The organism is Umezawaea endophytica (assembly GCF_025061645.1).
In the GTDB taxonomy this organism is placed as follows: domain Bacteria; phylum Actinomycetota; class Actinomycetes; order Mycobacteriales; family Pseudonocardiaceae; genus Umezawaea; species Umezawaea endophytica.
Genome location: NZ_JANYMP010000021.1, coordinates 80494 through 103436 on the forward strand (window position 1 = coordinate 80494; position 22943 = coordinate 103436).

20 protein-coding genes are annotated in these 22943 nt (G+C 71.7%); 7 read left to right on the top strand and 13 right to left on the bottom strand.

From position 1 onward, the window contains the following. Nucleotides 1–34 precede the first annotated feature (34 nt). From NZH93_RS34440 to NZH93_RS34455, 4 genes are all read right to left on the bottom strand, one after another. A complete protein-coding gene (locus NZH93_RS34440; protein ID WP_259627464.1) occupies nucleotides 35–355 on the bottom strand; it encodes a DUF4387 domain-containing protein in 321 nt (106 codons plus the stop codon). Beyond that, nucleotides 348–1739 carry an acyclic terpene utilization AtuA family protein gene (locus NZH93_RS34445; protein WP_259627465.1) on the bottom strand — a complete coding sequence of 464 codons (1392 nt, stop codon included), beginning with the start codon at nucleotides 1737–1739 and terminating at the stop codon, nucleotides 348–350. The genes NZH93_RS34440 and NZH93_RS34445 overlap by 8 nt, the downstream gene beginning before the upstream one ends. Before the next feature lie 89 nt (nucleotides 1740–1828). Continuing rightward, nucleotides 1829–2782 carry a phosphoglycerate dehydrogenase gene (locus tag NZH93_RS34450; RefSeq protein WP_259627466.1) on the bottom strand — a complete coding sequence of 318 codons (954 nt, stop codon included), beginning with the start codon at nucleotides 2780–2782 and terminating at the stop codon, nucleotides 1829–1831. 5 nt (nucleotides 2783–2787) lie between these two features. Beyond that, entirely contained in the window at nucleotides 2788–4092 is a 1305-nt protein-coding gene (locus NZH93_RS34455) for an MFS transporter (RefSeq protein WP_259627467.1), read from the bottom strand. A 123-nt stretch (nucleotides 4093–4215) separates the two neighbouring features. Between NZH93_RS34455 and NZH93_RS34460 the strand changes: the two genes are divergently transcribed. Next, entirely contained in the window at nucleotides 4216–4944 is a 729-nt protein-coding gene (locus NZH93_RS34460; protein ID WP_259627468.1) for a GntR family transcriptional regulator, read from the top strand. Between the two features lie 91 nt (nucleotides 4945–5035). Here NZH93_RS34460 and NZH93_RS34465 read toward each other — a convergent pair whose 3' ends face one another. Next, nucleotides 5036–6325 carry an MFS transporter gene (locus NZH93_RS34465; RefSeq protein ID WP_259627469.1) on the bottom strand — a complete coding sequence of 430 codons (1290 nt, stop codon included), beginning with the start codon at nucleotides 6323–6325 and terminating at the stop codon, nucleotides 5036–5038. Between the two features lie 284 nt (nucleotides 6326–6609). Here NZH93_RS34465 and NZH93_RS34470 point away from each other — a divergent pair, with 284 nt between their 5' ends. From NZH93_RS34470 to NZH93_RS34480, 3 genes are all read left to right on the top strand, one after another. Next, a complete protein-coding gene (locus tag NZH93_RS34470; protein WP_259627470.1) occupies nucleotides 6610–7653 on the top strand; it encodes an aminotransferase class I/II-fold pyridoxal phosphate-dependent enzyme in 1044 nt (347 codons plus the stop codon). A 98-nt stretch (nucleotides 7654–7751) separates the two neighbouring features. Continuing rightward, nucleotides 7752–9443 (top strand): prenyltransferase/squalene oxidase repeat-containing protein, encoded by a 1692-nt coding sequence (locus NZH93_RS34475; RefSeq protein WP_259627471.1) that lies wholly within the window; start codon nucleotides 7752–7754, stop codon nucleotides 9441–9443. Nucleotides 9444–9486: 43 nt separating this feature from the next. Next, nucleotides 9487–10713, top strand: a complete 1227-nt coding sequence (locus NZH93_RS34480; RefSeq protein WP_259627472.1) for a cytochrome P450 family protein — start codon at nucleotides 9487–9489, stop codon at nucleotides 10711–10713. Between the two features lie 130 nt (nucleotides 10714–10843). Here the strand turns inward: NZH93_RS34480 and NZH93_RS34485 are convergent, their stop codons facing one another. Then, complete coding sequence (locus NZH93_RS34485; RefSeq protein ID WP_259627473.1) at nucleotides 10844–11812, bottom strand: TauD/TfdA dioxygenase family protein; 969 nt, start codon at nucleotides 11810–11812, stop codon at nucleotides 10844–10846. Between the two features lie 35 nt (nucleotides 11813–11847). Between NZH93_RS34485 and NZH93_RS34490 the strand changes: the two genes are divergently transcribed. Beyond that, nucleotides 11848–12840 carry a methyltransferase gene (locus tag NZH93_RS34490; protein WP_259627474.1) on the top strand — a complete coding sequence of 331 codons (993 nt, stop codon included), beginning with the start codon at nucleotides 11848–11850 and terminating at the stop codon, nucleotides 12838–12840. A 191-nt stretch (nucleotides 12841–13031) separates the two neighbouring features. On the opposite strand, the gene NZH93_RS34495 is transcribed toward NZH93_RS34490, so the two are convergent. From NZH93_RS34495 to NZH93_RS34510, 4 genes are all read right to left on the bottom strand, one after another. After that, nucleotides 13032–14297, bottom strand: a complete 1266-nt coding sequence (locus tag NZH93_RS34495; RefSeq protein WP_259627475.1) for an FAD-dependent oxidoreductase — start codon at nucleotides 14295–14297, stop codon at nucleotides 13032–13034. A gap of 49 nt (nucleotides 14298–14346) precedes the next feature. Next, nucleotides 14347–15330, bottom strand: a complete 984-nt coding sequence (locus tag NZH93_RS34500; RefSeq protein ID WP_259627476.1) for a UbiA family prenyltransferase — start codon at nucleotides 15328–15330, stop codon at nucleotides 14347–14349. Between the two features lie 2 nt (nucleotides 15331–15332). Then, nucleotides 15333–17333, bottom strand: a complete 2001-nt coding sequence (locus tag NZH93_RS34505) for an aminotransferase class I/II-fold pyridoxal phosphate-dependent enzyme (protein ID WP_259627477.1) — start codon at nucleotides 17331–17333, stop codon at nucleotides 15333–15335. A 446-nt stretch (nucleotides 17334–17779) separates the two neighbouring features. Further along, nucleotides 17780–18370 carry a TetR/AcrR family transcriptional regulator gene (locus NZH93_RS34510; protein ID WP_259627478.1) on the bottom strand — a complete coding sequence of 197 codons (591 nt, stop codon included), beginning with the start codon at nucleotides 18368–18370 and terminating at the stop codon, nucleotides 17780–17782. Nucleotides 18371–18462: 92 nt separating this feature from the next. On the opposite strand from NZH93_RS34510, the gene NZH93_RS34515 reads away from it, so the two are divergent. Continuing rightward, the gene (locus NZH93_RS34515) at nucleotides 18463–19497 is read left to right on the top strand and encodes an NAD(P)-dependent alcohol dehydrogenase (RefSeq protein ID WP_259627479.1); all 1035 of its coding nucleotides are present in this window, start codon (nucleotides 18463–18465) and stop codon (nucleotides 19495–19497) included. A gap of 10 nt (nucleotides 19498–19507) precedes the next feature. On the opposite strand, the gene NZH93_RS50935 is transcribed toward NZH93_RS34515, so the two are convergent. After that, on the bottom strand, nucleotides 19508–19957 hold the full coding sequence (locus tag NZH93_RS50935) for a hypothetical protein (protein ID WP_308214271.1): 450 nt from the start codon (nucleotides 19955–19957) through the stop codon (nucleotides 19508–19510). Between the two features lie 74 nt (nucleotides 19958–20031). Between NZH93_RS50935 and NZH93_RS34525 the strand changes: the two genes are divergently transcribed. Continuing rightward, nucleotides 20032–20976 carry an SMP-30/gluconolactonase/LRE family protein gene (locus tag NZH93_RS34525; protein ID WP_259627480.1) on the top strand — a complete coding sequence of 315 codons (945 nt, stop codon included), beginning with the start codon at nucleotides 20032–20034 and terminating at the stop codon, nucleotides 20974–20976. Nucleotides 20977–21057: 81 nt separating this feature from the next. Here NZH93_RS34525 and NZH93_RS34530 read toward each other — a convergent pair whose 3' ends face one another. Next, nucleotides 21058–21612 (bottom strand): EF-hand domain-containing protein, encoded by a 555-nt coding sequence (locus tag NZH93_RS34530; RefSeq protein ID WP_259627481.1) that lies wholly within the window; start codon nucleotides 21610–21612, stop codon nucleotides 21058–21060. A 94-nt stretch (nucleotides 21613–21706) separates the two neighbouring features. Beyond that, a complete protein-coding gene (locus NZH93_RS34535; RefSeq protein ID WP_259627482.1) occupies nucleotides 21707–22735 on the bottom strand; it encodes a LacI family DNA-binding transcriptional regulator in 1029 nt (342 codons plus the stop codon). Nucleotides 22736–22943: the final 208 nt, after the last annotated feature.

The following is a 22943-nucleotide window of genomic DNA, read 5'->3' on the forward strand; positions in this document are numbered from 1 at the left end:
TGGTGTTCCCGGCGCGGGAACACCACCACGACGGTCAGGGAACGAGCACCGCGAGCGGGACGTGGTGCTGGCCCGCGTGGATGTCGCGGTCGAGCAGGCTGCCCTGGCTGATCGGCCGGGGGTAGGAGATCTTCACGACGTGCAGCGAGGGGATGCGGAAGATCTGCACGCCGTCGGCGGGGACGTCGTAGAGCCGCGCGACGACGGACTCGTTGAGGAACTCCTCGTCGGCGACGATCGCGTACCCCGCGTCGTCGCGCATGAACAGCTCGACGGTGACCCAGAACGGGCCCGCGTTCTTCGACCGGACCTCCAGCGCCAGGTCGCCGAGGGTCGGACGGGCGGTGTCAGACATGGGCGGCGGCCTTTCGGATGCTGGTGCGGAACATGCTGGTGGGGGTGTCGGTGTCGACCACGTGGTTCAGGACGAACTCGTAGGCCGCGCCGCGCTCGGTCTCCGCGGGGGACGTGGCGAACGCCAGGCTGGGCAGGTAGGCCATGTCCACCGCGGGCAGGTGCAGCATCAGCGGGTTGGCGACCTTCGCGATGGCCGTCGCGGTCTCCTGGTCGGCGGCCTGGACGAGCAGCATCACGCCGACCTCGCGCGCGGGCGTGGTCGCCGGGTCGAGGTGACCGAGGACGGCGTTGTGGCCGTAGAGCCGGATGTCGAACGCGTAGTCGGCCGGCTCGAGGCCGAGCGTCTGGGTCACCCGGCCGGTGAGGACCTGCCGCAGGAACTCGGCCCAGCCCTCGATGTCCTTGAGGATCAGCGGATCGCGGATAGCGGTGAAGGACATGGTCTCGTAGCCGGTGATCCGCGAGCCTTCGAGCTTCACGGTGTGCTGGTCGGCGATCTCGAACCGCGACCCCTCGACGCGGACCCTCCGGTCGTCCAGCGCGGTGTAGACGGCGTCGGTGACGTCGAGCGTGCCCGCCGGTTCGCGCATCCGGAACGGGTTCGCCGTCTCGTAGAGCATGTGCGCCGCGACGGAGTGCGGGGTGCAGGAGACGGACTCGTCGAGCGATTCGATGACGAAGCCGGTCCGGTCGATCGTGGCGAACACGCTGCCGGAGCGGGGGTTCGTCGTGCACTGCCCGCCGCACTCGACGATCTTCGAGGCGTGCCAGGTAGGTCCGGCGGGCATGCCCATCATCAACGGGTACGCCGCGGCGACGGCGGTGTCGGTCGCGCGGCCGGCGAGGACGACGTCCGCCCCGCCCTGGAGCGCGGCGACGATGGGTTCGTGGCCCATCATCGCGACGATGTGGGTGCAGCTCTCCAACGTCTCGGCGCGCAGCTCCCCCATGGGCGCCAACGGGTGCACGCGGCCCGCGTCGAGGTGTTCCACGAGGCTCGCGGCCGTCTGCTCCGCGTGGATCGTCGCGACCGCGAGGTCGAGGCCGTCCTCGGCGATGATGTCGTCGACCATCTTCGCGACCCAGTCGACGCCCGAGTCCGTCCCGCTCGTGCCGCAGGAGCCGACGATCAGCGGGATGCGGGCCGTCGCGGCGGCGCCGAGCAGGATCCGCAGGTCGCGGGACACCGCGGCGGCGGCCGTCTTCGGCTTCCCCGAGCCCAGGTAGTACGGGCCCGAGTCGGTGGAGCCGCCGTCGACGGCGATGACGTCGGCGCCCAGTGCGAGGCCGCGTTCGACGGCGGCCACGTCGAACCCGGCGCCCAGCATCCCCGAGGGCACCAGGATCCGCACTTCGTCGACTACCTCGTCCGGCTTGCTCATCCGCACTCCCCTGAACCCTTGATGAGTTGCTTTTGACTTTTGCTATAGCATAACACGATCACCAGTGGCCCTGCCCCGATCGGGGTGGCCTACCGGCCGATCAGGTGGGCGTTGACCGAGGACCGCGGCTTTCCATCCAGCGCGGCGATGACCTCGTGGGCGGCGCCGACCCCGGCGGCCAGCCGGGCTTCGACGGTCTGGCCGGCCAGGTGCGAGTAGACGGTGATGCCGTCGACACCGCGCAGCGGGCTCTCGGCGGGCAGCGGTTCGACGTCCACGACGTCGAGCTGGGCCCCCGCGATCCGCCCGGACGCCACGGCCCGCACCAGCGCCGCCTCGTCCACGAGCGGGCCGCGCGCGGTGTTGACCAGCACGGCGGTCGGCTTCATCAGCGCGAACGCGTCCGCGTCGATGAGGTGCCTCGTGCGCGGGGTCAGCGCGGTGTGCAGGGAGACGTAGTCGGACTCGCGCAGCAGCGTGTCGAGGTCGACGAACCGCACGTCGGGGTGCTCGTCGGGAACGCTCGTGGTGCACAGCACCGTCATCCCGAACGCGCGGGCGAGCGGCAGCACCCCGCGCGCCGACGCGCCGTAGCCGACCAGGCCGAGGGTCGCGCCGCGCAGTTCACGACCGCCCTCGCGCGGCCAGCGGCCCTCCGCGACGCCGACCGCGACGGGCACCAGGCGGCGGGCGGCGCCGAGCAGCAGGCCGAGGGTGTACTCGGCGACGGCGTTGGCGTTCACGCCGGGCAGGTTGCTGACCGAGATGCCCAGGCGGGTGGCGGCCTCGACGTCGACCGAGTCGTAGCCGACGCCGGAGCGGACGACGGCGCGCAACGAGGTCGCCTTGCCCAGGACGTCGGCGGTCATCGGCTCGTTGCCGATGACCGCGCCCTCGACGCCGTCCAGCGCTTCCACGAGGTCGTCGACGACCCGCACGCCCGTTCGCCGGAGGTGGCGGGTCCGGTGCCCGGCCGCGGTGAGCAGCGCGTCGACCTCGTCGCCGGGACGCAGGTGGTCGGTGGTGATCAGGACCAGGGACATGCCTTTCACAGCACCCTTCCGACGCCCGAGGTCCGGCGGCGCGCCAGTACCTGGATCCGCAGCACGGCGACCACCGCGAACGCGGCCAGCAGCCCCGCGTCGAGCAGCATGAACCGCCAGCCGGTGACGTCGACCATGCCGCCGACGACGGTGGGGCCGACCAGCCCTCCCAACTGCCAGGTCACCGTGTACAGGCCGGTGTAGGTGCCGATCACGCGCATCGAGGGCGCGAGGTTCCACAGCACCACGGCGGCGTTGATGATGAACCCGGCGGCGCCGACCCCGGCCAGGCCCAGCGCGACCATGGTCGCGGTCGAGGTCTGCACGACGGTGCCCAGGACCATCGCGGCGGCGAAGATCGCCATGCCGATCGCCATCGTGCGCAGGCGGCCGATCCGTTCCGCCAGCAGCGCGGCGGGGTAGGCGACGACCAGGAACGCCACGCCCGCGGGCAGCGTGAGCCCGCCGGCGTCACCGCGGGACAGGCCGACGGCCTCCATGGCGTACGGCGTCATGAGCGACCGCGACGCCGCGTAAGCCCCGCCGAAGAGCAGCACGGAGACCAGCAGGAGCAACTGGCTGCGGTCGACGTCGCGGAAGATGCCCACCACGACCTGGCGCATGCGCACCCCGGTGACCACGGCGGCCTCGGGGTTCTTCGCGGCGTGCTCGACGTCGGCGGCGTCCTCGACGAGCGCGGCCTGGTACGCCCTGGACCGGTTGTCGCGCACCCTCCACACCAGCACGGCCACGACGAGGAACGCGATCCCGGACGGGACGACGAACGCGAGCGTCGGGTGGTCGTCGACCAGCAGGACGCTGATGACCGCCGTCGTGATGGTGGTGAGGCCGGAGGCGATCTTGACCGCCGCGTTGCCGCGGCTGCGGCGTTCGGGCTCGACGAAGTCCGGCATCAGCGATTCGACGACGGGCTTGAAGCTGTTGCCCACCAACGCGAAGAGGAACATCACGACGACCAGCGACGCGAACGACCAGGAGAGCGGGATGAGCAGGAAGAGCAGTGCCGAGAGGGGCATGACCACGGCGATGTAGGGCATCCGGCGCCCCCACCTGGTCCGGGTGTTGTCGGACCGGTTGCCCATCCACGGCTGGATGAAGATGCCGAGCAGGTTGTCCATGCCCATCAGCAGGCCCACGACCGCGGCGCTGCCGACGTGCTCGCGCAGCAGCGGCGGGACCTGCGCGTCGTAGAAGGTCCACATCGACTCCTGGGCGAACACCGCCAAGGCGCAGAAGAACGTGATCCCGCGTGCGGCCGCACGGTCCACGGGGGTGGTTACCGACGTCATTCGTGGTCCTTCGCTGGAGTCGGATGAGTCAGGAGTGGCGTGCGGCACACCGTAAGATGCTATAGCAAGGTTGTCAAAAGTTTCTTAAGACTTAACCAATCGCACGTGCACTATCGTGGTGGCATGTCCCGCGACACCTTGAGCACGCTGACCACCGACACGCTGGCCGACCGCTCGTACCGGGCGGTCCGGGACGCCATCGGCTCCGGCGAGCTGCGCCCCGGCGAGAAGATCACCGAACGCGGTCTGGCCGAACGCCTGTCGGTCAGCCCCACCCCGGTGCGCGAGGCCATCCGGCGGCTGGAGCAGGACGGGCTCATCGAACGCACCGGCCCGCGCACGGTCGTCGTCGCCACGATCGGCGACACCGCGCGCCAGGACCTCGCCGAGGTCGAGATCGGCCTGCGCGGCCTGGTCGCGCGGTTCGCCGCCCGGCACGCCACCCCGGACCAGCTCGACCGGCTCGACGCGATCCTCGACGAGGCCGACGACCTGCACATCGTCATCCGCAAGCGGTACGACGACGGCAAGCCGATCGACAAGCACCTGGACACGCTGCTCGACACCATGCAGCGGTTCAACGAGGGCGTGAACGCGTGCGCCGCCAACTCGGTCCTGGTCCGGCTGCTGGAGCAGACCAGGGTGTTCTCCCCGTCGGAACGCCGCACGCGCCTGCTGGAACGGGTCGCCGTCGACAAGGAGTTCGGCCTCGACCGCTACGCCAGCCACCGCGCGCTGGTCCACGCCCTGCGCGCGGGCGACTCGGTGGAGGCGGAGCAGATCGTCCTCGAAGACGCGCGCGGCGGCCTCAACGCGCTGCGCGGCGAGCCGCGTCGGGGCGAGACGGGCTGAGGCACCGCTCCGTCGCACAAGGCGATCACGATCGACACGACGTGATCAGGCCACGCGACGCGCACCTGGTCCGAGGGGGACGATGTCGGGTCTACTCCCGTCGGAGGGGTGCGACGCCCGGTGCCCCGCCTTCCTGACCGATCTCCGGCACCCGCCGCACGGCCAGCGCGCCCGCGATCCCCAGTAGCGCGAGGAAACCGAAGAACGCGGTGTACCCACCGAGGCCGAGCAGCAGCGGCGCGGACAGCGGGACGAGCGACTGCGGCAACATGTTCGCGATGTTGACGATGCCGAGGTCCTTGCCCGCGTTCGCACCGTCCGGCAGCACTCGCACGCACATCGCCAGGTCCACGGCGAGGAACATGCCCATCCCGAGGCCCATGACGCCCGCCGCCACGAACACGACCGCGAGCGACGGCGCGAACGCCAGCAGCGCCATCGCCGCCACGCCGATGAACGCCGACACCACCACGAACGGCTTCTGCCTTCGCACCACGTCGGACAGGTGCCCCGCACCGAGGCTCGCGAGGATCGCGGTGGGCACGAGGATCATCGACCACACCAGCACGAGCCCGCCGACGTCGGCCCGACTCACCCCGAACCGCTGGATCAGGTACAGCGAGACGTAGCTGCCCGCGGCGTAGGTGGCGGTGATGAGGAACCGCACCAGCCACGCCCAGCCGAAAGCGGGGTACCGGCGCGGATCGAGCAGGAACGTCCGCAGCGCCGAGCGGATCCCGCCGCGCTCGTTCGTGCGCGGTTCGGGCCTGCCCTCGCGGATCAGCAGCACCGACACCACGCCCGCGACGGCGGCGATGGCGGCGACGACCTGCCACTGGAGAGCCGATCCGGCGGGCAGCGCGGTGACGACCGCCAGTCCCAGCAGCGGCGCGAGCGGGATGACCAGGCCGAGGAGCCCGGAGGCCAGGCCACGCCGCCGCGGGGGCACCTGGTCGGCGAGCACGGCCACCGTGGCGGACTGCTGGAAGCTGAACAGGGCCTTGGCCACGCACCACAGCAGGACCACCTCCCACACCGCCGACGTCTCACCGAGGACGACCACCACGGCCGCGCCGGCGAGCGCCCCGAAGAGGATCCACGTTCGCCTGCGGCCCAGCGCGAACGTCGTGCGGTCGCTGATCCGACCCGCGACCGGGGTGAACACCAGCACGACGACCGCGCCGAGACCGGTGGCCAGACCGAACGCGTCCGTCGCCGCCCCGGTGTCGTCGGTCAGGTCGGTCAGGCGCAGCGTCAGCAGCAGTTGCAGAGGGGTGATGATCGCGATGTACACCCCGAACTGCGACGTCAGCAGCGCGGCGGCCAGCCTGCCGAACCGAGTGGTCCCGGTCGGTCCGGTCGTGGGGGCGTCGACGCTCATTCCGTTTCTCCTTCGCGGGCGCTTGGAAGAGGTGGGACTCGCGGTCACGGTTGACGCAAAGGGGATGGCGGCAGGCCACCAGCCGGGAATCTTCCAGAGGTAATCCGATGTCGGTCAACCGCTGAAATGGTGAATATCGGTTACCGTCCGGTTAAGGGGGAACGATTTCCTGGTTGAGACGGAGACCTTGACGTGATCAGCGCGTAATCGTTAACGTTTTCCTCGATTTGATCGGCGCAAAGTCTGACCGAATGCGGTTCGCCTCACCGGGAAAGGCTGGTCACGTGACCCGGATCGTCCATCAGCTATCCCTCAACGAGAACCACTCGCCGCCCTTGCCGGGTGTGCACGAGGCATTGGCGAGTTCGTTGGACCACGTCCACCTCACCCTTGACGCGCTGGCCGACGGCCTCACGTCGGAGCTGGCCGGGCGCTTGGACCTCGACGTGGAGCGGGTGGTGGCCGGAGCCGGGTCAGGGGCACTGCTCCAGCAGTTCCTCACGGCGCACGCCGGGGCGGGCTCGACGGTCGTCCACACCTGGCCGTCGTTCGAGATGTACCCCCTGCTGATCCGCAACGCCCTGGCCGAGCCCGTCTCCGTGTCCGGCCCCGACGACCGGCAGGACCTGAACGCCGTGGTCGCCGCCGTCACCCCGGACACCAGGATCGTCCTGCTGTGCAACCCGAACAACCCCACCGGCGAGGTCCTCGACGCCGCCCGGCTCCGCGACCTGCTCGACGCCCTGCCGCCGCACGTGCTCGTGCTCGTCGACGAGGCCTACCGGGAGTTCGCCGACCCGGAGGTGATCGCCGACGCCGTCGAACTGGCCAGGACCGACGACCGGGTGGCGGTCGTCCGGACGTTCTCCAAGTCCCACGGACTGCTGGGCCTGCGCGTGGGGTACCTGGTGGGGGCGGTGGAGGTCGTCGCGCCGCTGCGCCTCACCACGCCGTTCTACCGGGTCCCGACCGTCGCCCAGACCGCGGCCCTGGCCGCGCTCAAGGCCGAGCCCGAGATGCGGGAGCAGTGCGAACGGGTGGCCGCCGAGCGCGACCGCGTCCGGTCGGGGCTGCTGGACCTGGGCCTCGACGTGCTTCCCAGCGGCGGCAACTTCCTGTGGCTGCGACTCGGTGCGCGCAACCAGCGGTTCGTCGCGCACCTGGCCGCCGCGGGCATCGCGGTCCGCGTGCTGGCGAACGGCGCCGGGGTCAGGGTCAGCACAGGTACCCCCGAGGCCAACGACGCCGTCCTGCGGGCGGCGGGTCGGTTCGCCACCGAGCCCCGCACGGGATCGCGGACGGTGTCGGCCGGGACGAACGACGGGTGATCGGGGCACCCCGACCGGTTGTCGGGGGTGCCGCGCCCGGTCCGCGATCTCCACCCGTGATCAGTTCCCGGTCCTCCTGCCGGGTGAGAGGAACGCGCATGACTTCGGTGCACATCAATCCCGATCCCTTCACCGACGTGCTGGGGAACGCGATCACCGAGGGGGCCGAAGCCCTGTTCCGGGCCCAGCGACCCGACGGCGTGTTCGACTACGGCGAAGACAGCCTGACCTCGACCCTGGGCACGGTCGGCGCGGTGTCCGCGCTGCACTTCGCCGACCCCGCCGGCAGCGCCGACCTGATCGCCGCGGGCGCCGGGTGGCTCGGGCGCACCCAGAACGACGACGGTGGCTGGGCGATGGTCCCCGGCCTGTCGAGCGAGGCGGGGCCGACGGCGGTCGCCTCCGCCGTCCTCCACCTCGTCGACCCGGAGAGCAGCGCGACACGGGTGGCCGCCGGGCAGCGCTGGATGGACGACCACGGTGGCCTGGACGCGATCCCCCATCCCGAGGTCGTCTCCTGGTGCCGCCAGTACTACGGCTTCGCGGGCTGGCTCGCGCAGGAGGACATGCGCCGCTTCCCGCTGGAACTGGCGCTGGTGCCGAGCCTGTACCGCAAGCTGTTCGACCTGCGCCTGCCGATGGCTTCGGCGCTCGGTCTCGCCCAGGCCAGGCACAAGCCGCTCACCAGGGTGCAGCGGGTGCTGGCCCGCTGGGCGGAGCCGAACGCGCTGAAGGTGATCCGGCAGGTCTACGAGCACGAGGGCTCGACCGGGGCCTGGTGCGAGAACGCGTGGGTCACCGGACTGGTCTGCACCGGGCTGGCCCGTGCCGGCCTGGCACCGGACATGGTCGCCGCCGCCGTGGGGTGGTTCCACCGGTCCATGGCGGCTGACGGCTCGTGGGAGACCGGCCCGCTCGACGCGGCCTGGACGATGTACGCCGCACGCGGTCTCGCCGAGGCGGGTTACGCCGACGACCCGCGGCTGACCGCCTCGGTCCGGTTATTCGTGCGCCTCCAGCAGCACCGCCCGTTCCTCGCGTTCGGATGTCCACCGGGCTACTGGGGGTGGGCGGGCACCGAGGGCTGGCCCTCGACGCTGGAGACGGGGGAGATCCTTTCCGTGCTGTGCAGGCTGCCGGGGGACGAGCAGGCGAACGCGGTCGAACGGGGCGTCGACTGGCTCACCCGCGTGCAGGACACCCGCGGGTCGTGGGGGCTCTGCGTGCGCAACACCAGGGTGGCCAACAGCGGGCCCTGCCCGATGACGACGGTGCAGGCCGTCGACGCCCTGCTCGACGCGGGCGTCCCGGCCGACGATCGCCGGGTGCGTCGTGCGCTGGGCTGGCTCGCCAAGGTCCAGAGCCCGGAGGGCACCTTCGAGTCGGTGTGGTATCGGCACCACACCATGGCCACCGCGGCCGTGCTGGAGACCTTCTCCAGGGTCGGACGCGCCGGTGACGAGCCCGCCCGCAAGGCGGTGGCGTGGCTGGAGGCCACCCGGCTGCCCGACGGGTCGTGGGGCGACGGGGCCGGTGCTCCGGGCACGGTCGAGGAGACCGGATGGGCGGTGTCGGCCCTGGTGGCCGCGGGCGCCGACCCGGCCACCGTGCGCTCCGGCGTGGACTGGTTGCTGGAGCGCAGGCACCAGCCCGGCGGCGGGTGGCCCGCGGAGAACGTGCACGAGTACGTGCGCTTCGTGAGCCGGTACACCAACCCCGCGTTCGCCAACGGGATGGCGCTGCGCGCACTCGGCCGCTACCGGACGGCGATCCGGCGCTCGACGTCGTGACCAGGCACTCCCACCAGGACGCTCCAGGAAGCGGAGAACCCCGATGACCCGTGCGACGGACGAAGGCTCCTTCACCGAGGACTACTGGCGCGACCCGCACGAGACCCTCGCCAGGACGCGGGAGAGCAGCCCTGTCCGCGAGGTCGTGTTCGAGACGGGGCCGACCTGGCTGGTCACCCGCTACGCCGACGTGCGTGCCGGGCTCACCGACGCACGGCTCGCCAAGGACTGGCGGTCGAGCCTGCCCGAGGACGAACGGGCCTCGGCGCCTCCGGGACTGCCCGCTCCGATGTCGCACATGCTGACCTCCCTCGACCCACCGGAGCACACCCGACTGCGGAACCTGGTCGTCCAGGCGTTCACCGCCCGCCGGATCGCCGAACTGCGCCCACGGGTCGAGGCCGTCGCCGCCGAACTGCTCGACGCGTTGCCCGAGGACGAGCCGGTCGACCTCGTCGCCCGGTACGCGATCATCCTGCCGATGGTGGTGATCTGCGAACTGCTCGGCGTTCCCGAGATCGACCGCGAGGAGTTCGCCCGGCTGTCGACCGTCCTCATCGACGAGTGCCCCGAACCGGAACTGGTCCTCGCCTCCACCCAGATGGCCGACTACCTGGAGGGCCTGGTCGCGGCCAAGCGCGCGAACCCCGACCAGGCGCTGCTGTCCGCGCTGATCACGGCATCGGACGAGGGCGACCGGCTCTCCGACCTGGAGATCGTGGCGATGGCCATGCTGCTGCTCATGGCGGGCCACGAGACGACCGCCGTGTTCATCACCAACAGCGTCCGCGCCCTGCTGGCCGACCCGACCGGACTGGACCGCCTGGCCTCGCCTTCGTCGGCCCCGTCCCTGATCGAGGAGCTGCTGCGCTGGCTCTCGCCCGCGATCAACGCCTCGCTGCGCTTCGCCACCGAGGACCTGGAGATCGGCGGGGTCCCGATCCCCAGGGGAGCGTCGGTGATGCTGTCCACAGGCGGTGCCAACCGTGACCCGGCACAGTTCCCGGCGCCTGCGAGGTTCGACCCGGACCGCGACACCGCGGGTCACCTGGCCTTCGGCCACGGCATCCACCGCTGCCTGGGCGCGGCCCTGGTCCGCCTGGAGGGTGAGGTGGGCCTGTCCGCCCTGTTCACCCGCTTCCCGCGGCTGCGCGTGGCAGCCGACCCCGCCGACCTGACGTTCCGCCGCAGCGTCCACGTGCACGCCCCACGCACGTTCCCGGTCGTGCTCGGCCCACGTGCCTTCCCGATCGGGCGGGCACACCACTGATCCGGTCCTACCCGACGACGCGCCTCCCCCGTGACCGGCCACGGTCCGCCGCGACGAACCTGTCGTCTCGACGTTCTGCGGCCGGTCGCCGGGCCTGGCAGCGGGTACTCCTCCGCGGCCCCGCCCCGTGTCACTCCTTCACCGTCGTCGCCGACATCCCCGCCTCCTGGAACTTGCCCCAGCGCGGCTCCGCCCCGCGCGGCTCGTCACCCATCACGGTCACGCGCCGCCCCACGCGGCGCCCCGCGTAGTCGTTCACCGCGTAGTGCTGGGTGGCCCTGTTGTCCCACAGGGCCACCGCACCCTCCACCCAGCGGTAGCGGCAGGTGCGCTGTGGGCTCTCCGACACCGCGAACAGGTGCTCCAGCAGCGCGTCGCTCTCGCCCTTGGCGAGTTGGAGGACGCGACGGGTGAACATGCGGTTCACGTAGAGGCTCTTGCGGCCGGTCACCGGGTGCGTCCGGACCACCGGGTGCTCCGCCTCACTGCGGAACGTGCCGTTCGGGTGGACGAACAGGTGCGCTGCCGTGGTCCCCTCCAGCAATTCCCGCATCGGTTCCGACAGTGCCTCGTAGGCGAGGTACTGATTGCTCCACATCGTGTCACCGCCTGATTCCGGCGTCAGCGTGAGTTGCAGGACCGAAGCGATGGGCGGACTTTGGGAGAATGTCACATCGGTGTGCCACACATCGGCACGCGCGCCCTGGTCGGAGTCCAGCACGACGATTTTCTCGTGCCCTGCCAGCTTGGGCAGGAAGGGGTGCACCTCCAGTTCCCCGAACCGGCTGCCGAACGCCTCGTGGGCCTGCGGGGTCAGGCCGCCCGCGTCCGGGAAGACGAGCACCAGATGGCGCATGAGCAGGTCATGGACCTCCTTGAACTGCTCGTCGTCGACTGACCCCAGATCGACGCCGTACACCTCGGCTCCGAGCGAACCGGAAATCGGGCGAACCTGCAATGGCATGTCGTACACCTTTCTCCTCACGCGCATGGCGGAATTCCGCACACGCATTGTGCGATACGGTCGACACGAATAGAGGAACGCTTCGAGCCACTCTTGACCACACTCGTCGAACGATGTCAGGATCTTCGTGGACAAATTGTTTCTCGCGCTACCGAGGGGAATCCATCGGAATGACCGCACAGGACGAGTTGGCGAAGATGATCGACCTCGCGACGCCGTTCGCGGTCCGGGTGGCCGTCACCCTGCACCTGCCCGAGCTGATCGACAGCGGTACCACCGGGCTCGCCGACCTCGCCACCGCCGCGGGAGCCGACCCCGACGCGTTGCGCAGGCTGCTGCACCACCTCGCCTCCATCGGGTTCCTGGCCGAGCCGGGGCCCGGCACCTACGCGTTGACCGACGTGTCGCGCGTGCTCCTCGGCGAGGACCACCGCGCGGCGCGGCGGTGGCTCGACAGCGAGGGGCCGGGAGCGAGGATGGACCTCGCCTTCGCGGGCATGGCGCACTCGGTGCGCACGGGCGAGTCCGCCTACGGCGCGGTGCACGGCGTCCCGTTCTGGGACGACTACGGCGCCGACGAGGAGCTGCGGATCTTCTTCGGCGAGGTCATGGCCGTCCACGCCTGGCAGACCGGTCCGGTCCTGGCCACCGAGTGCGACTGGGCGTCCAGCAGGCGGGTGCTGGACGTCGGCGGTGGCGTGGGCGCGCTGCTGGCCGAGGTGTTGAAGGGCAACCAGCACCTGACCGGCGCCGTTCTCGACCTGCCTCCGGTCGAACCGGACGCCACCACCGCGCTGGAGGAGGCCGGGCTGTCCGACCGGGCCACGTTCGTGCCCGGCAGCTTCTTCGACCCGCTGCCCACCGGCTACGACACCTACGTGATCTCGCGGGTCATCACCGACTGGGACGACGAGGACGCGCTGCGGATCATGACCCGCGCCGCCGAGGCCGTCGGCACCGGTCGGGTGCTGGTCGTGGAGGTGCTGGCCGGACCGGAGCACGCCAAGAACAACTCGTCGTTCGACCTCCAGTCGCTCGCCCTGCTCGGCGGCCGGGAGCGCACGGAGGACGACTTCACGGCCCTCGCCGAGCGCGCCGGGTTCGCCACCGCCACCGCCCGCCGCTGGGACAGCGGCCTGCTCGTCGTGGAGTGCAGGCTCTGAGCCGGGAGCCCCACGGGTGTGCCCGGCCGGGCGACTCCACCCGTCCGGGCCCTCCGCGATCACGTGCTCGGCAAGACCGGGTGAAGGCGTCCGCGGGGGCGCGAACGCGGTCGGCCGCCGCCTGCCGGGCGGCTCCCCCGGAGCGGACGGGCACGCGACCCGCGGCGCGGATCCCCGAGACCGGTGCGCGGTCACCGCGACCGCGCCCAACCCGGCAGCCGACCGCCCCTCGGGTCGGGCAGCACGCCGAGTTGGTGCAGCCGGTCCAGCGGGCTCAGCGAGTGCTGTCCCAGGCCCGCCATGTTGTGCATGATCGTGTACCGCAGCCGCTGGTTGCCGCCGGTCTTGCGCAGTGCGCGGCGGCCCAGCACCCGGACGAGCGGCGACAGGTCGCTGATCATGCGGGTGGCGTTGTGGCTGGTCGTCCCGACGTGCGCCAGCGCTTGCCTGCGCTCGGTGCTCCACTCGCGCAGCGGCGGTGCCAGCAGGTCCGGTGACAGGTCGCCGTCGAGCGCGCGCAACCGCGCGGCGAGGCCCGCCGCGTCCAGGATCGAGCTGTTCATGCCCTGACCCGCCGCCGGGTGCACGGCGTGCGCGCTCTCCCCGATCAGGACGAGCCCGTCGGCGGTCAGCGACGTGGCCAGCGCCCGGCCCACCGGCAGCACCTGCCGCGTCGACCACGCCCGTGCGACGTCCTCGCGCAGCGGGGCGAACGCCGGGACGTCGCGCACCAGACCGTCGATCCACCCACCCGCCCCACCCGCGCCCACACCCCGCAGCTCGTCGGGTCCGACCTGCACGTACAGCCGTGCCCGGTCACCGGGGAGCGAGTACCTCATCGCCAGGCCCCGCGGGGTCGCGTAGGTGGACACGTGGTCGCCGAACGCCTGGTCGGTCAACTCGAACGCCGCCAGCCGGTGCGCGTAGTCGACGCGCGCGACCTCGATCCCCGCGCCGCGGCGCAACCGCGAGGACACCCCGTCGGCCGCCACGACCAGCGCTGCCGTCAGGTCTCCGCCGTCGGTGCGCACACCCGTCGTGCGACCGCGTTCGTCGCGCACGAGCTCCCGCACCAGCACCCCGCGCCGCAACTCGACCGAGACCGGCAGGGTGCGGATCAGCGCACCCAGGATCACGTGGTAGTCGTGCACGAGCAGCCACGGCCGCTCGGTGGGCAGCGCCCCGTAGTCCATGGTCATCAACACCGCGCCGTGCGGGTCTCGCGCCACCAAGCCCGACAGGCGCAGCGCGCCGTCGGTGTCCAGCGCGTCGGCGACCCCCCACTCCGCGAGCACCCCCGTCGCGCCGGGTTGCAGCAGCTCGCCCTTCGGCACGGACCTGATCTCGCGCTGCTTGTCCAGCACCAGCACGCGAAGGCCGAGTCCGCCCAGCGCGTGCGCCGCCGCGAGCCCGGCGACCCCGGCCCCGCACACCACCACGTCCACGTCGGTGCTCACGCACCACCCCGTTCCCGGTCGGGACGGCCCGCACAGGAGGACACGCGCGTCATGGGGCGATCACCTTCCGAAGTCCGGACGGGGGGATCTCGTACCTGGTCCGCATGGTGTTCTGGGTGATCACGCTGAACGCGACGATCGGCACCAGCACCGCCACCGCGAGTGACACGCCCACACCGGCCGCGGCCACCGCGCACGCCAGCACGAGCCGTTCGACCACCAGGACCTCGTGGGCGCGCAACGCCGACTCGCGGGTGATGCCGTCCCCCTGGGTCAGCAGCCCCCCGAACACCCACGCGCCGATCGCGGTGGCCACCACCAACAGCGCCAGGTAGGAGGTGTGGTCCGGCAACGGCACCAGCACGGACGCCACGGCCGCGGCCAGCGCCAGGCCGTAGAGGGACTGCGCCAGACGCGCGCCGTGGGCGACACCTCGGAGCACCGGCACGGACCGGTACCCGCCCGCCTCGTCGCCCTCCACGTCGCGTACCGCGCCGACCAGGTTGGACGCGGCGTCGTGCAGCAGGAACACGACCGCGAACGGCACCGCCGTCCACAGGTGGCCGCCGGGCACGCAGGTGGCACCCGCGAGCACGGCCAGCGAGGTCAGCGCACCGCGCACCAGGTTGCCGGAGATGCCGCGCCCCTTGCACACGCGGCTGTAGACGACGATCCCGACGACACCGACCACCAGGAGCACCAGCAGCCGCCAGCCCACGGCCACCGCCACCACCGCCGCGCACACCTCGCACACCACCGCCGAGATCAGCGCGGTGCGCGGACTGAGCCGCCCCGACGGTATGGGCCGCTGCGGCTTGTCGATCGCGTCCAGGTGGCGGTCGAGCCAGTCACCCAGGTAGTGGCCGCCCAGCCAGACCAGCACCGGGATCACCACCGCCGCGACGAGGTGCCCTGCCCCTGGTGCGCCGCCCACCACTGACGCGCCCGCCCATCCGACGGCGCCGGGGTAGAGCAGCGTGTAAGGGCGCCACGTCTGAACGTGCGCCTCGACGATTCCCCGCCAGGTCGCCACGGCTACCGCCTCCGGTCGACCGACATGTCCGCGACCTCCGCGAGCATCGCGGTGTACTCGTTGGGGAGCAGGTCGACCAGGTAGGACTTCGCGAGTGCGATCTCGGCCTCGGCGTGTTCCAGCCCCCGTTTCAGCACTCCCGCCTCGTCGAACACGTCCCGAAGCGTCGCGAACGCCTCATCCGGCGCCAGTTCGCCGCTCAACGCGCTGACCACCCTCGCGCGCTGCTCCGCCGTGCCCGTCTCGTGGGCGAGCAGCACCGGGTAGGTGGGCCGCTGGTTGCGCAGGTCGCTCAACCCGGACTTGCCGGTGACGGCGGGGTCGGCCAGGTAGGGCAGCAGGTCGTCGTACATCTGGAACGCGAGGCCGAGGTGCTCGGCGAACTGGCCGAGCGCGTCGACCGCGGCCGGCTCCGCGCCACCGAGGACCGCGCCCGCCCGGCACGCGCCGCGGAACAGCGCCCCGGTCTTGAGCGCCATCACCTCCAGGTGCTCCGACAGCGGACGCGAGGGGTCGGCGGTCATCACACCCTCCAACGCCTGGCCGCGACACACGTCCACCCCGGCGTCGGAGATCGCGCGCACCGCCTCCAACGCGGCCGCCTCCGGCACACCGCGTTCCACGCTCTCCGCCACCGAGCCGAACGTCCGCAGCATCAACGCGTCACCGGTGACGATGGCGTCGGACACACCGAAGCGGTGCTGCACCGAAGGCCTGCCCCGACGGGTCTCGTCGTCGTCGATCACGTCGTCGTGAACCAGCGATCCGACGTGCAGGTATTCCACGGCGAGCGCGGCGGGCACGACCCGTTCCACGTCCCCGCCCACCGCGCCCGCCGCGGCGGTGAGCAGCAGTGGCCGCAGCATCTTGCCCGGCGCGAGCAGCGCGTAGCGGGCGATGTCGAGCACCGGGTCGTGCCGCGCGGGCCACTCGCCGTGCAGCGCCTCGCGCAGCCGGGCCACGACCGCCTCCGCGGCGGCGGAGAAGCCCTTGCGGGTGTACTGCGCGACCAGGGCGATCACCGCGTCGTTGGCCTCCCGCGTCCCCACGGTCACCCGGATGCCGAGGCCGTCCACCTCGCTGACCGCGATCCCGTGCCCGGACAGGAACTCCACCAGCGGGCGGCCTTCGGTACCCAGCGGAAGCCACAGGTAGTTGCCCGCGCTCGGCGGCACCGACAACCCGTGGTCCACCAGTGCGGCCCGCAGCCTCTCCCGCTCAGCGCACACCGCCGCGCACCGCGCGCGCATCTCCTCCTCGGCGGCCAGCGCGGCGATGGCCGCGGCCTGCGCGACCGTGCTGACGCGGAAGAACGGCGCGGTGCCGCGCAGCGGCGTGACGACCTGCTCCGCCGCCACGAGGTAGCCCACGCGCAGGCCCAGCAGCCCGTGCGACTTGGAGAACGTGCGGACCACCACGACGCGGGGGTCCTCCCGGTACAGCGCCAGCGCGTCGGCGATCTCGCCGGGGTCGCAGAACTCGCGGTACGCCTCGTCCACGATCAGCAGCACGTCCGGTGGCAGCGCGTCGAGCAGCCGCCGCACCTCGGAGTGGCCGAGCACGGCGCCGGTGGGGTTGTTCGGGTTGCACAACAGGACGGCCTTGGTGCGCGACGTCACCGCGGCGGCCATCGCGTCGACGTCCGTGCCGTAGCCGTCTTCCAGCGGCAGCTCGATCGGCGTGGCACCGGTGTTGCGCACGAGCGGCCCGTACCCCCAGAACGAGGGCGAGGCGTGCACGACCTCGGCGCCCGGCCCGGCTATCCCGGTGAGCAACTGCTGGAGCACCGCACCGGAGCCCGCTCCTACCATCACGTCGGAGGCGGGTACTCCGAGGTGGACCGCGAGCGCGGCGGTGAGTCCACCGGCGAGCGCGTCCAGGGTCAAGTGGGGGTGATCGGCGGCGTCGATCACGGCTTCCCTGACTCCGGGCAGTGGAGGGGCGAAGTTTTCATTGAGCGAAAGCTGGTGGATGATCTTCGGCACGCTGAGGTCCCCGTTCACCCGTCGAACCTGTCAGGGATTCACCAAAGCTGTTCCGGTCAACCTCTACCGAATTAACGGCCTACTGGGAAGGGGATTACAATCGGTATATCACCCGCTGACCGACCACCTGATAGGCGTAGAAGTTTCAGCGGCTCCGGTTAACATATAGTCAAATCGACGAATCATAATCGCAACAGAACCCGTGATATAGCGCTCAAGGGCGACTGAGCCGTCCAGAGCAGCACTCGACTGAATGGTTCGAGGCTGTTCGTGTGACGTCGTTGTGAGACGGGACCGGGGCGGGAGCCGATATCGCGAACAACTCCGACGCGTGGTGCCGGGGATCCGGCGGGAACATGCCACCGGCAGACAGGGCAACCACTCGAACGGGCTAGGCGCCGGTCTCACGTGGCGGGTCGATCGGTGGCACACCTCGCCCGCGCACGCCCGTGACACCCCTCGACTCACGCGGTGGGCGCCACCGCGCGGCGAACGCTGTCGTGCAGCAGTGCCCGGCGGCGGTCGTGGACCTCGGCGGGTTCGTCTGCGGTGGCCGCGTAGACGTTGCTGACCGGGGACCAGGCCATCGACAGGGCGATGACCACGGCCATCAGGTCGAACGGGTCGCCGTCGCGGATCACGCCCGCGGCCTGGGCCTCGGCGATGGCCCGCAGCTTGCCGTCGTCGAGGCGGTCGGCGTCCTCGACGAGGTGACCGCTGGACCGCCGCTCCAGGCGGGCCCACGTCGCGAGCCGGATGAGGTCGGGGCGCTGGAGGTACTCGTCGTAGAGCCGCACGGCCCAGTCCGCCAGGTCGGTGGCGTCGATCGGGACGACGTTCACGATCCGCTCCAGGGAGCCGAAGAAGATCGCGTCGAACAGCCCTTCCTTGTTGCCGAAGTAGGCGTAGAGCTGGGCCTTGTTCGTGTTCGCCGCGGCGACGACCCGCTCGACGCGGGCCCCGGCGATGCCGTGCTCGGCGAACTCGCGGGTGGCGACGTCGATGATGCGCTGCCGCGTGGCCGCTCCGCGAGCGGTCAACTGCTGGTCGGACATGGTCCAAGCCTACAGACAGAACAGTCGGTTTGCTTTATCGGGGACACCGGCCTAGCCTCGAAACAAACCGAACAGTCTGTTTAAGGAGCGTCATGAGGAGCACCACCGGCTGGCAGGCCCACGGCACGACCGAGTTGCGGCGGGTGTCGATCCCCCGCCGCGACCTGCGTCGCGACGACATCGCGGTGCGCGTGGACTTCTGCGGCGTCTGCCACACCGACCTGCACGCCGTCCGCGCGCACGACGGCGACGACGTGCTCGTACCGGGCCACGAGTTCACCGGCGTGGTCACCGAGACCGGCCCGGACGTGACCCGTTTCCGCGTCGGCGATCCCGTCGCCGTCGGCAACATCGTCGACTCTTGCGGCGTGTGCGTGATGTGCGCGGCGGGGCAGGAGAACTTCTGCCGCGAGTTCCCGACCCTGACCTACGGCGGCACCGACCGCCACGACGGGACCACGACGCTGGGCGGCTTCTCCCGCGAGCACGTCGTCCGGGAGGGGTTCGCCTACCCCCTGCCCGCCGGGCTGGACCCGGCCGCAGCCGCGTCCCTGATGTGCGCCGGGATCACCGTGTGGGAGCCGCTGCGCGCGCTCGGCGTCGGACCGGGCAGCCGCGTCGCGGTGAGCGGCCTCGGCGGGTTGGGCCACCTCGCGGTGAAGTTCGCCAACGCTCTCGGGGCTGAGGTCACGGTCGTCAGCCGGTCGGCGGACCGCGCGGGCGAGGCGGTCAAGCTCGGCGCCTACGACCTCGTCGACTCCGGCGACCCCGACGCGATGGCCGCCGCCCGCGACCGGTTCGACGTCCTGATCGACACCATCCCGGTCCCCCACGACGTCGGCCCGTACCTGCGGCTGGTCGCCGTGGACGGCACGCTCAGCCACCTGGGTCACCTCGGCACCATCACCGTCGAGGCGATGGACCTGCTCGTCGGCCGCAAGAAGCTCAGCTCGGCGGGCAGCGGGGGCCGTCCCGCGACCGCCGCCATGCTCGACTTCTGCGCCGCACACGGCATCACCGCCGACGTCGAGGTCCTGCCGTCCGCCCGCGTGGTGGAGGCCCTCGACCGCCTCGAACGGGGAGACGTCCGCTACCGCTTCGTCCTCGACCTGTCCGACCTGTCCTGACCGGCGGAGCTCACCAGTCGTGCGGGGTCCGATCGGCCAGGCGGTTCACCGGCAGGTAGGCGGCGCGGTACGGGAACCGCGCCGCCACCCCCTGGTCGACCTCCACGCCGAGCCCCGGCGCGTCGGACGGGTGCAGCAGCGGCAGTTCCGGCCCGAACTCGGCGCGCACCGCCGCAGGCTCGCGCCCGTTCACGGTGGCGTCGCCCCACCCGGTGAGACCGTCGTCGGTGGTGATCCTCAGGGTGACGAAGTTGCGCCCTGGGCAAGTCATCACGACCTCGGCCGATTCCCCGCTCCTCCGCGGTCCGACCACCACCACGCCGCGCGGAACCGCCGCCACCGACCAAGTGTCCCGCTGCCGCCCTGCCCCGTCGAGCATCCGCGAGCCGGGACCGCCATGCGTCACGCGCATGGCCCGCATGCCCGATCCGCGTTGGCGGACCGGGTCGCCGATCGGCACGCTCGACCACGTGCTCCCGCCCGCAGGCGGACGGACACCACCGTCACGGAGCACCTCATCCGAAAGGCTCCACCTTGACCACACCGCTCCGCCGCGCCGCCCTCGGTGCCGCCGCCATCACCACGGCCGCCGTGCTCGCGGCCTCCTCCCTCTCCCCTGCCTCGGCCGGGGCCGGGCGTGGTCACCACGGCGGCGAGGTCTCCACCCACGTCGACCTGCCCGACGGCTTCCCGCCCGAGTCCATCGCGATCGACGGCGGGACCGCCTACCTCGGCTCCCGCGCCAACGGCGACATCTACGCGCTCGACCTCGCCACCGGCGAGGGCCGGGTGATCAGCCGAGGTCCGGGGACGCAGTCGCTCGGGCTGGCGATCGACAGCCGCACCCATTGGCTGTACGTCGCGGGCGGAGTGTCCGGCGACGCGCGCGTGGTCGACCTGCGCACCGGCGCGGTGGTGGCCTCCTACCAACTGGTCCCGAAGGGCACACCGGCGTTCGTCAACGACGTGCTCCTGACCGAGCGCGGGGCGGTGTTCACCGACTCGGTCCACGACACCCTCCACCGGGTCCGGGACGGCCAGGTCGAGCACGTCCCGCTGCGCGGCGAGTGGGTGGAGACGACGGAGTACAACGCCAACGGCATCACGACCACCCCCGACGGCCGGGCCCTGCTGGTCGTGAACTCCACCACCGGCGACCTCTACCGCGTCGAGGAGAACGGCCAGGCGACCAAGGTCGACCTCGGAGGCCGGTCCTTCACCCACCCCGACGGCCTGCTCCGCGAGGGCCGCACCCTGTACGCCGTGCAGAACGCCATCAACGCGATCGCCGCCGTCCACCTCGACCGGACCGGCACCAGCGGCGCGGTCGTGAACACGCTGACCTCGGGCGACTTCGACGTGCCGACCGCGGTCGCCCGCCACGGCGACCGGCTCTACGTGCCGAACGCCCGGTTCGCGGTGGAGGAGGCCCCCGGCACCGAGTACTGGCTCACCGCGCTCGAGGTCGGCCGCTCGTAGCGGATCACCCGGTGCCGGGCGGGCCGATCGCGGTCGGCACCGTCGCACGACGGCGAGCGGCGCCCGTCCCCACCGGTGCGGTCAGGCCGGTTGCAGCGACGCCGGGTAGAGCCAGCTACCGGGTGTGTCCTGCGACGAGTTGGTGTAGTAGTCCTTCACCGCCGCGACGTACTCCCGCACGCTGACCGCGCCGTCGCCGTCGGTGTCGAGGTGCGTGAACGCCAGCCCGCACTCGGCCTCGCTCAGCCCGCGCGCCTTCAGCAGCACGCCGAACTCCGCCGCGTCGACCCGGCCATCGCCGTTGGTGTCCGCGATGGCCAGCAGCGACGCCACGACCTCGGGGAACACCACGTCGAACGCGCCGCCGTCGGCGAACGCCACGACCATCGCCTCCTGGTACTCCCGCGGCGAGATCAGGCCGTCGCGGTCGGCGTCGCAGTGCTCGACCAGGGTGTCCCAGAACCCGTCGTAGGCCTCGACCAGTTCTCGCCCGCGCTCCGAGGAGGCGGGTTCGCCGAAGGCCTTGAGCAGGCGGTTGGCGAGCGCGTAGAAGTCGGCGAGTTCGATCACGCCGTTGCCGTCGACGTCGTAGTGGGCGAACGTCGCGTCGATCCGGTGTCGCAGAAGCGGCTTCATGGTCAGGCACTGTGGTTCGACCCGCCGGTGAACGCAACGCACGTCGCCCACCCGAGTGGTGTTGTTCAGCCGGTCCAGCCCCTCCTGCCGCCGGTCACGCCGACTGGCGGACCACCAGCGTCGGTTCGAACACCACGGACGTGACGCGGCGGTCCTGCCTGCCGATGCGGTCGAGCAGCAGGCTCGCCATCTCGGCCGCCATGTCCTCCACGGGCTGGCGGACGGTGGTGAGGGCGGGGCGGCTGGCGGTGGCGGCACTGCTGTCGTCGAAGCCGATGACGGCGACGTCGTCGGGCACGCGGCGGCCGTGGTCGCGCAGCACGTGCAGGGCGCCCGAGGCCATCAGGTCGTTGGCGGCGAACACGCCGTCGACGTCGGGGTGCTCGGCGAGCAGGCGTTCCATGGCGCGCTCGCCGCTGTCCAGGGTGAAGTTGCCCTCCACGAACGGCGCCTCGGGATTCCCGTGGCCCACCCAGGCCTCGCGGAACCCGGCCAGGCGCTCCTGGCTGGCGGGCACGTCGAGCGGGCCGGAGATGGTCGCGACGCGGCGGCAGCCGCGGGCGACGAGGTGGTCGACGGCGAGCCGCCCGCCTTCGCGGTGGGCCAGGTCGACGAAGCTGATCGGCAGCGGCCTGGTCGGGCGGGCGAACAGGACCGAGGGCACGTTGGCGGCGACGAGCATCGCGGGCAGCGGGTCGGCGGAGTGGATGGCGACGACGAGCGCGCCGTCGGCGTTGCCCTGCCGCAGGTGGTCGACCACGTGCGCGCGGGTCTCGGGCGTGTCGGCGAACATCAGCAGCGGGTAGATGCCGCGCGGTCGCAGCGCGCTGATGATGCCGCTGGCGACCCGGCCGAAGAACGGGTCGACCAGGATGTCGCCGCCGAAGTCGCCCGCGCCGGAGACGACCAGCGCGATCGTGCCGGTGCGGCGGGTGACCAGTGAGCGCGCCGCCGTGTTGGGCGTGTAGCCGGTCTTGGCGATGGCCCGCCGCACGGTCTCCTGGATGACCGGGTCGACGTTGCGGGTCGTGTTGATCACGCGCGACACCGTCGCCCGTGACACCCCTGCCACCCGTGCCACGTCCTCCAACGTGGGAGGACGTGCCTGGGACGCTGCGCTCATGAACGCTTTATAACACAGCGGAGAGCGCTCTCCAGGTCACGAACCGGTCGAGCCGGCGCCCGAACGCCGACACCCGGTGCTCCCACCGGTAGCACCGGCACGGCTTTCCCGACGCCTTGGAGAGCGCTCTCCAAGGCGTTTCCCCCGGCCGTCGTCATTCCTGTCCGGGAAGGGTGGAATTCGTTCCCGCACCCACCGTGAAGACCAG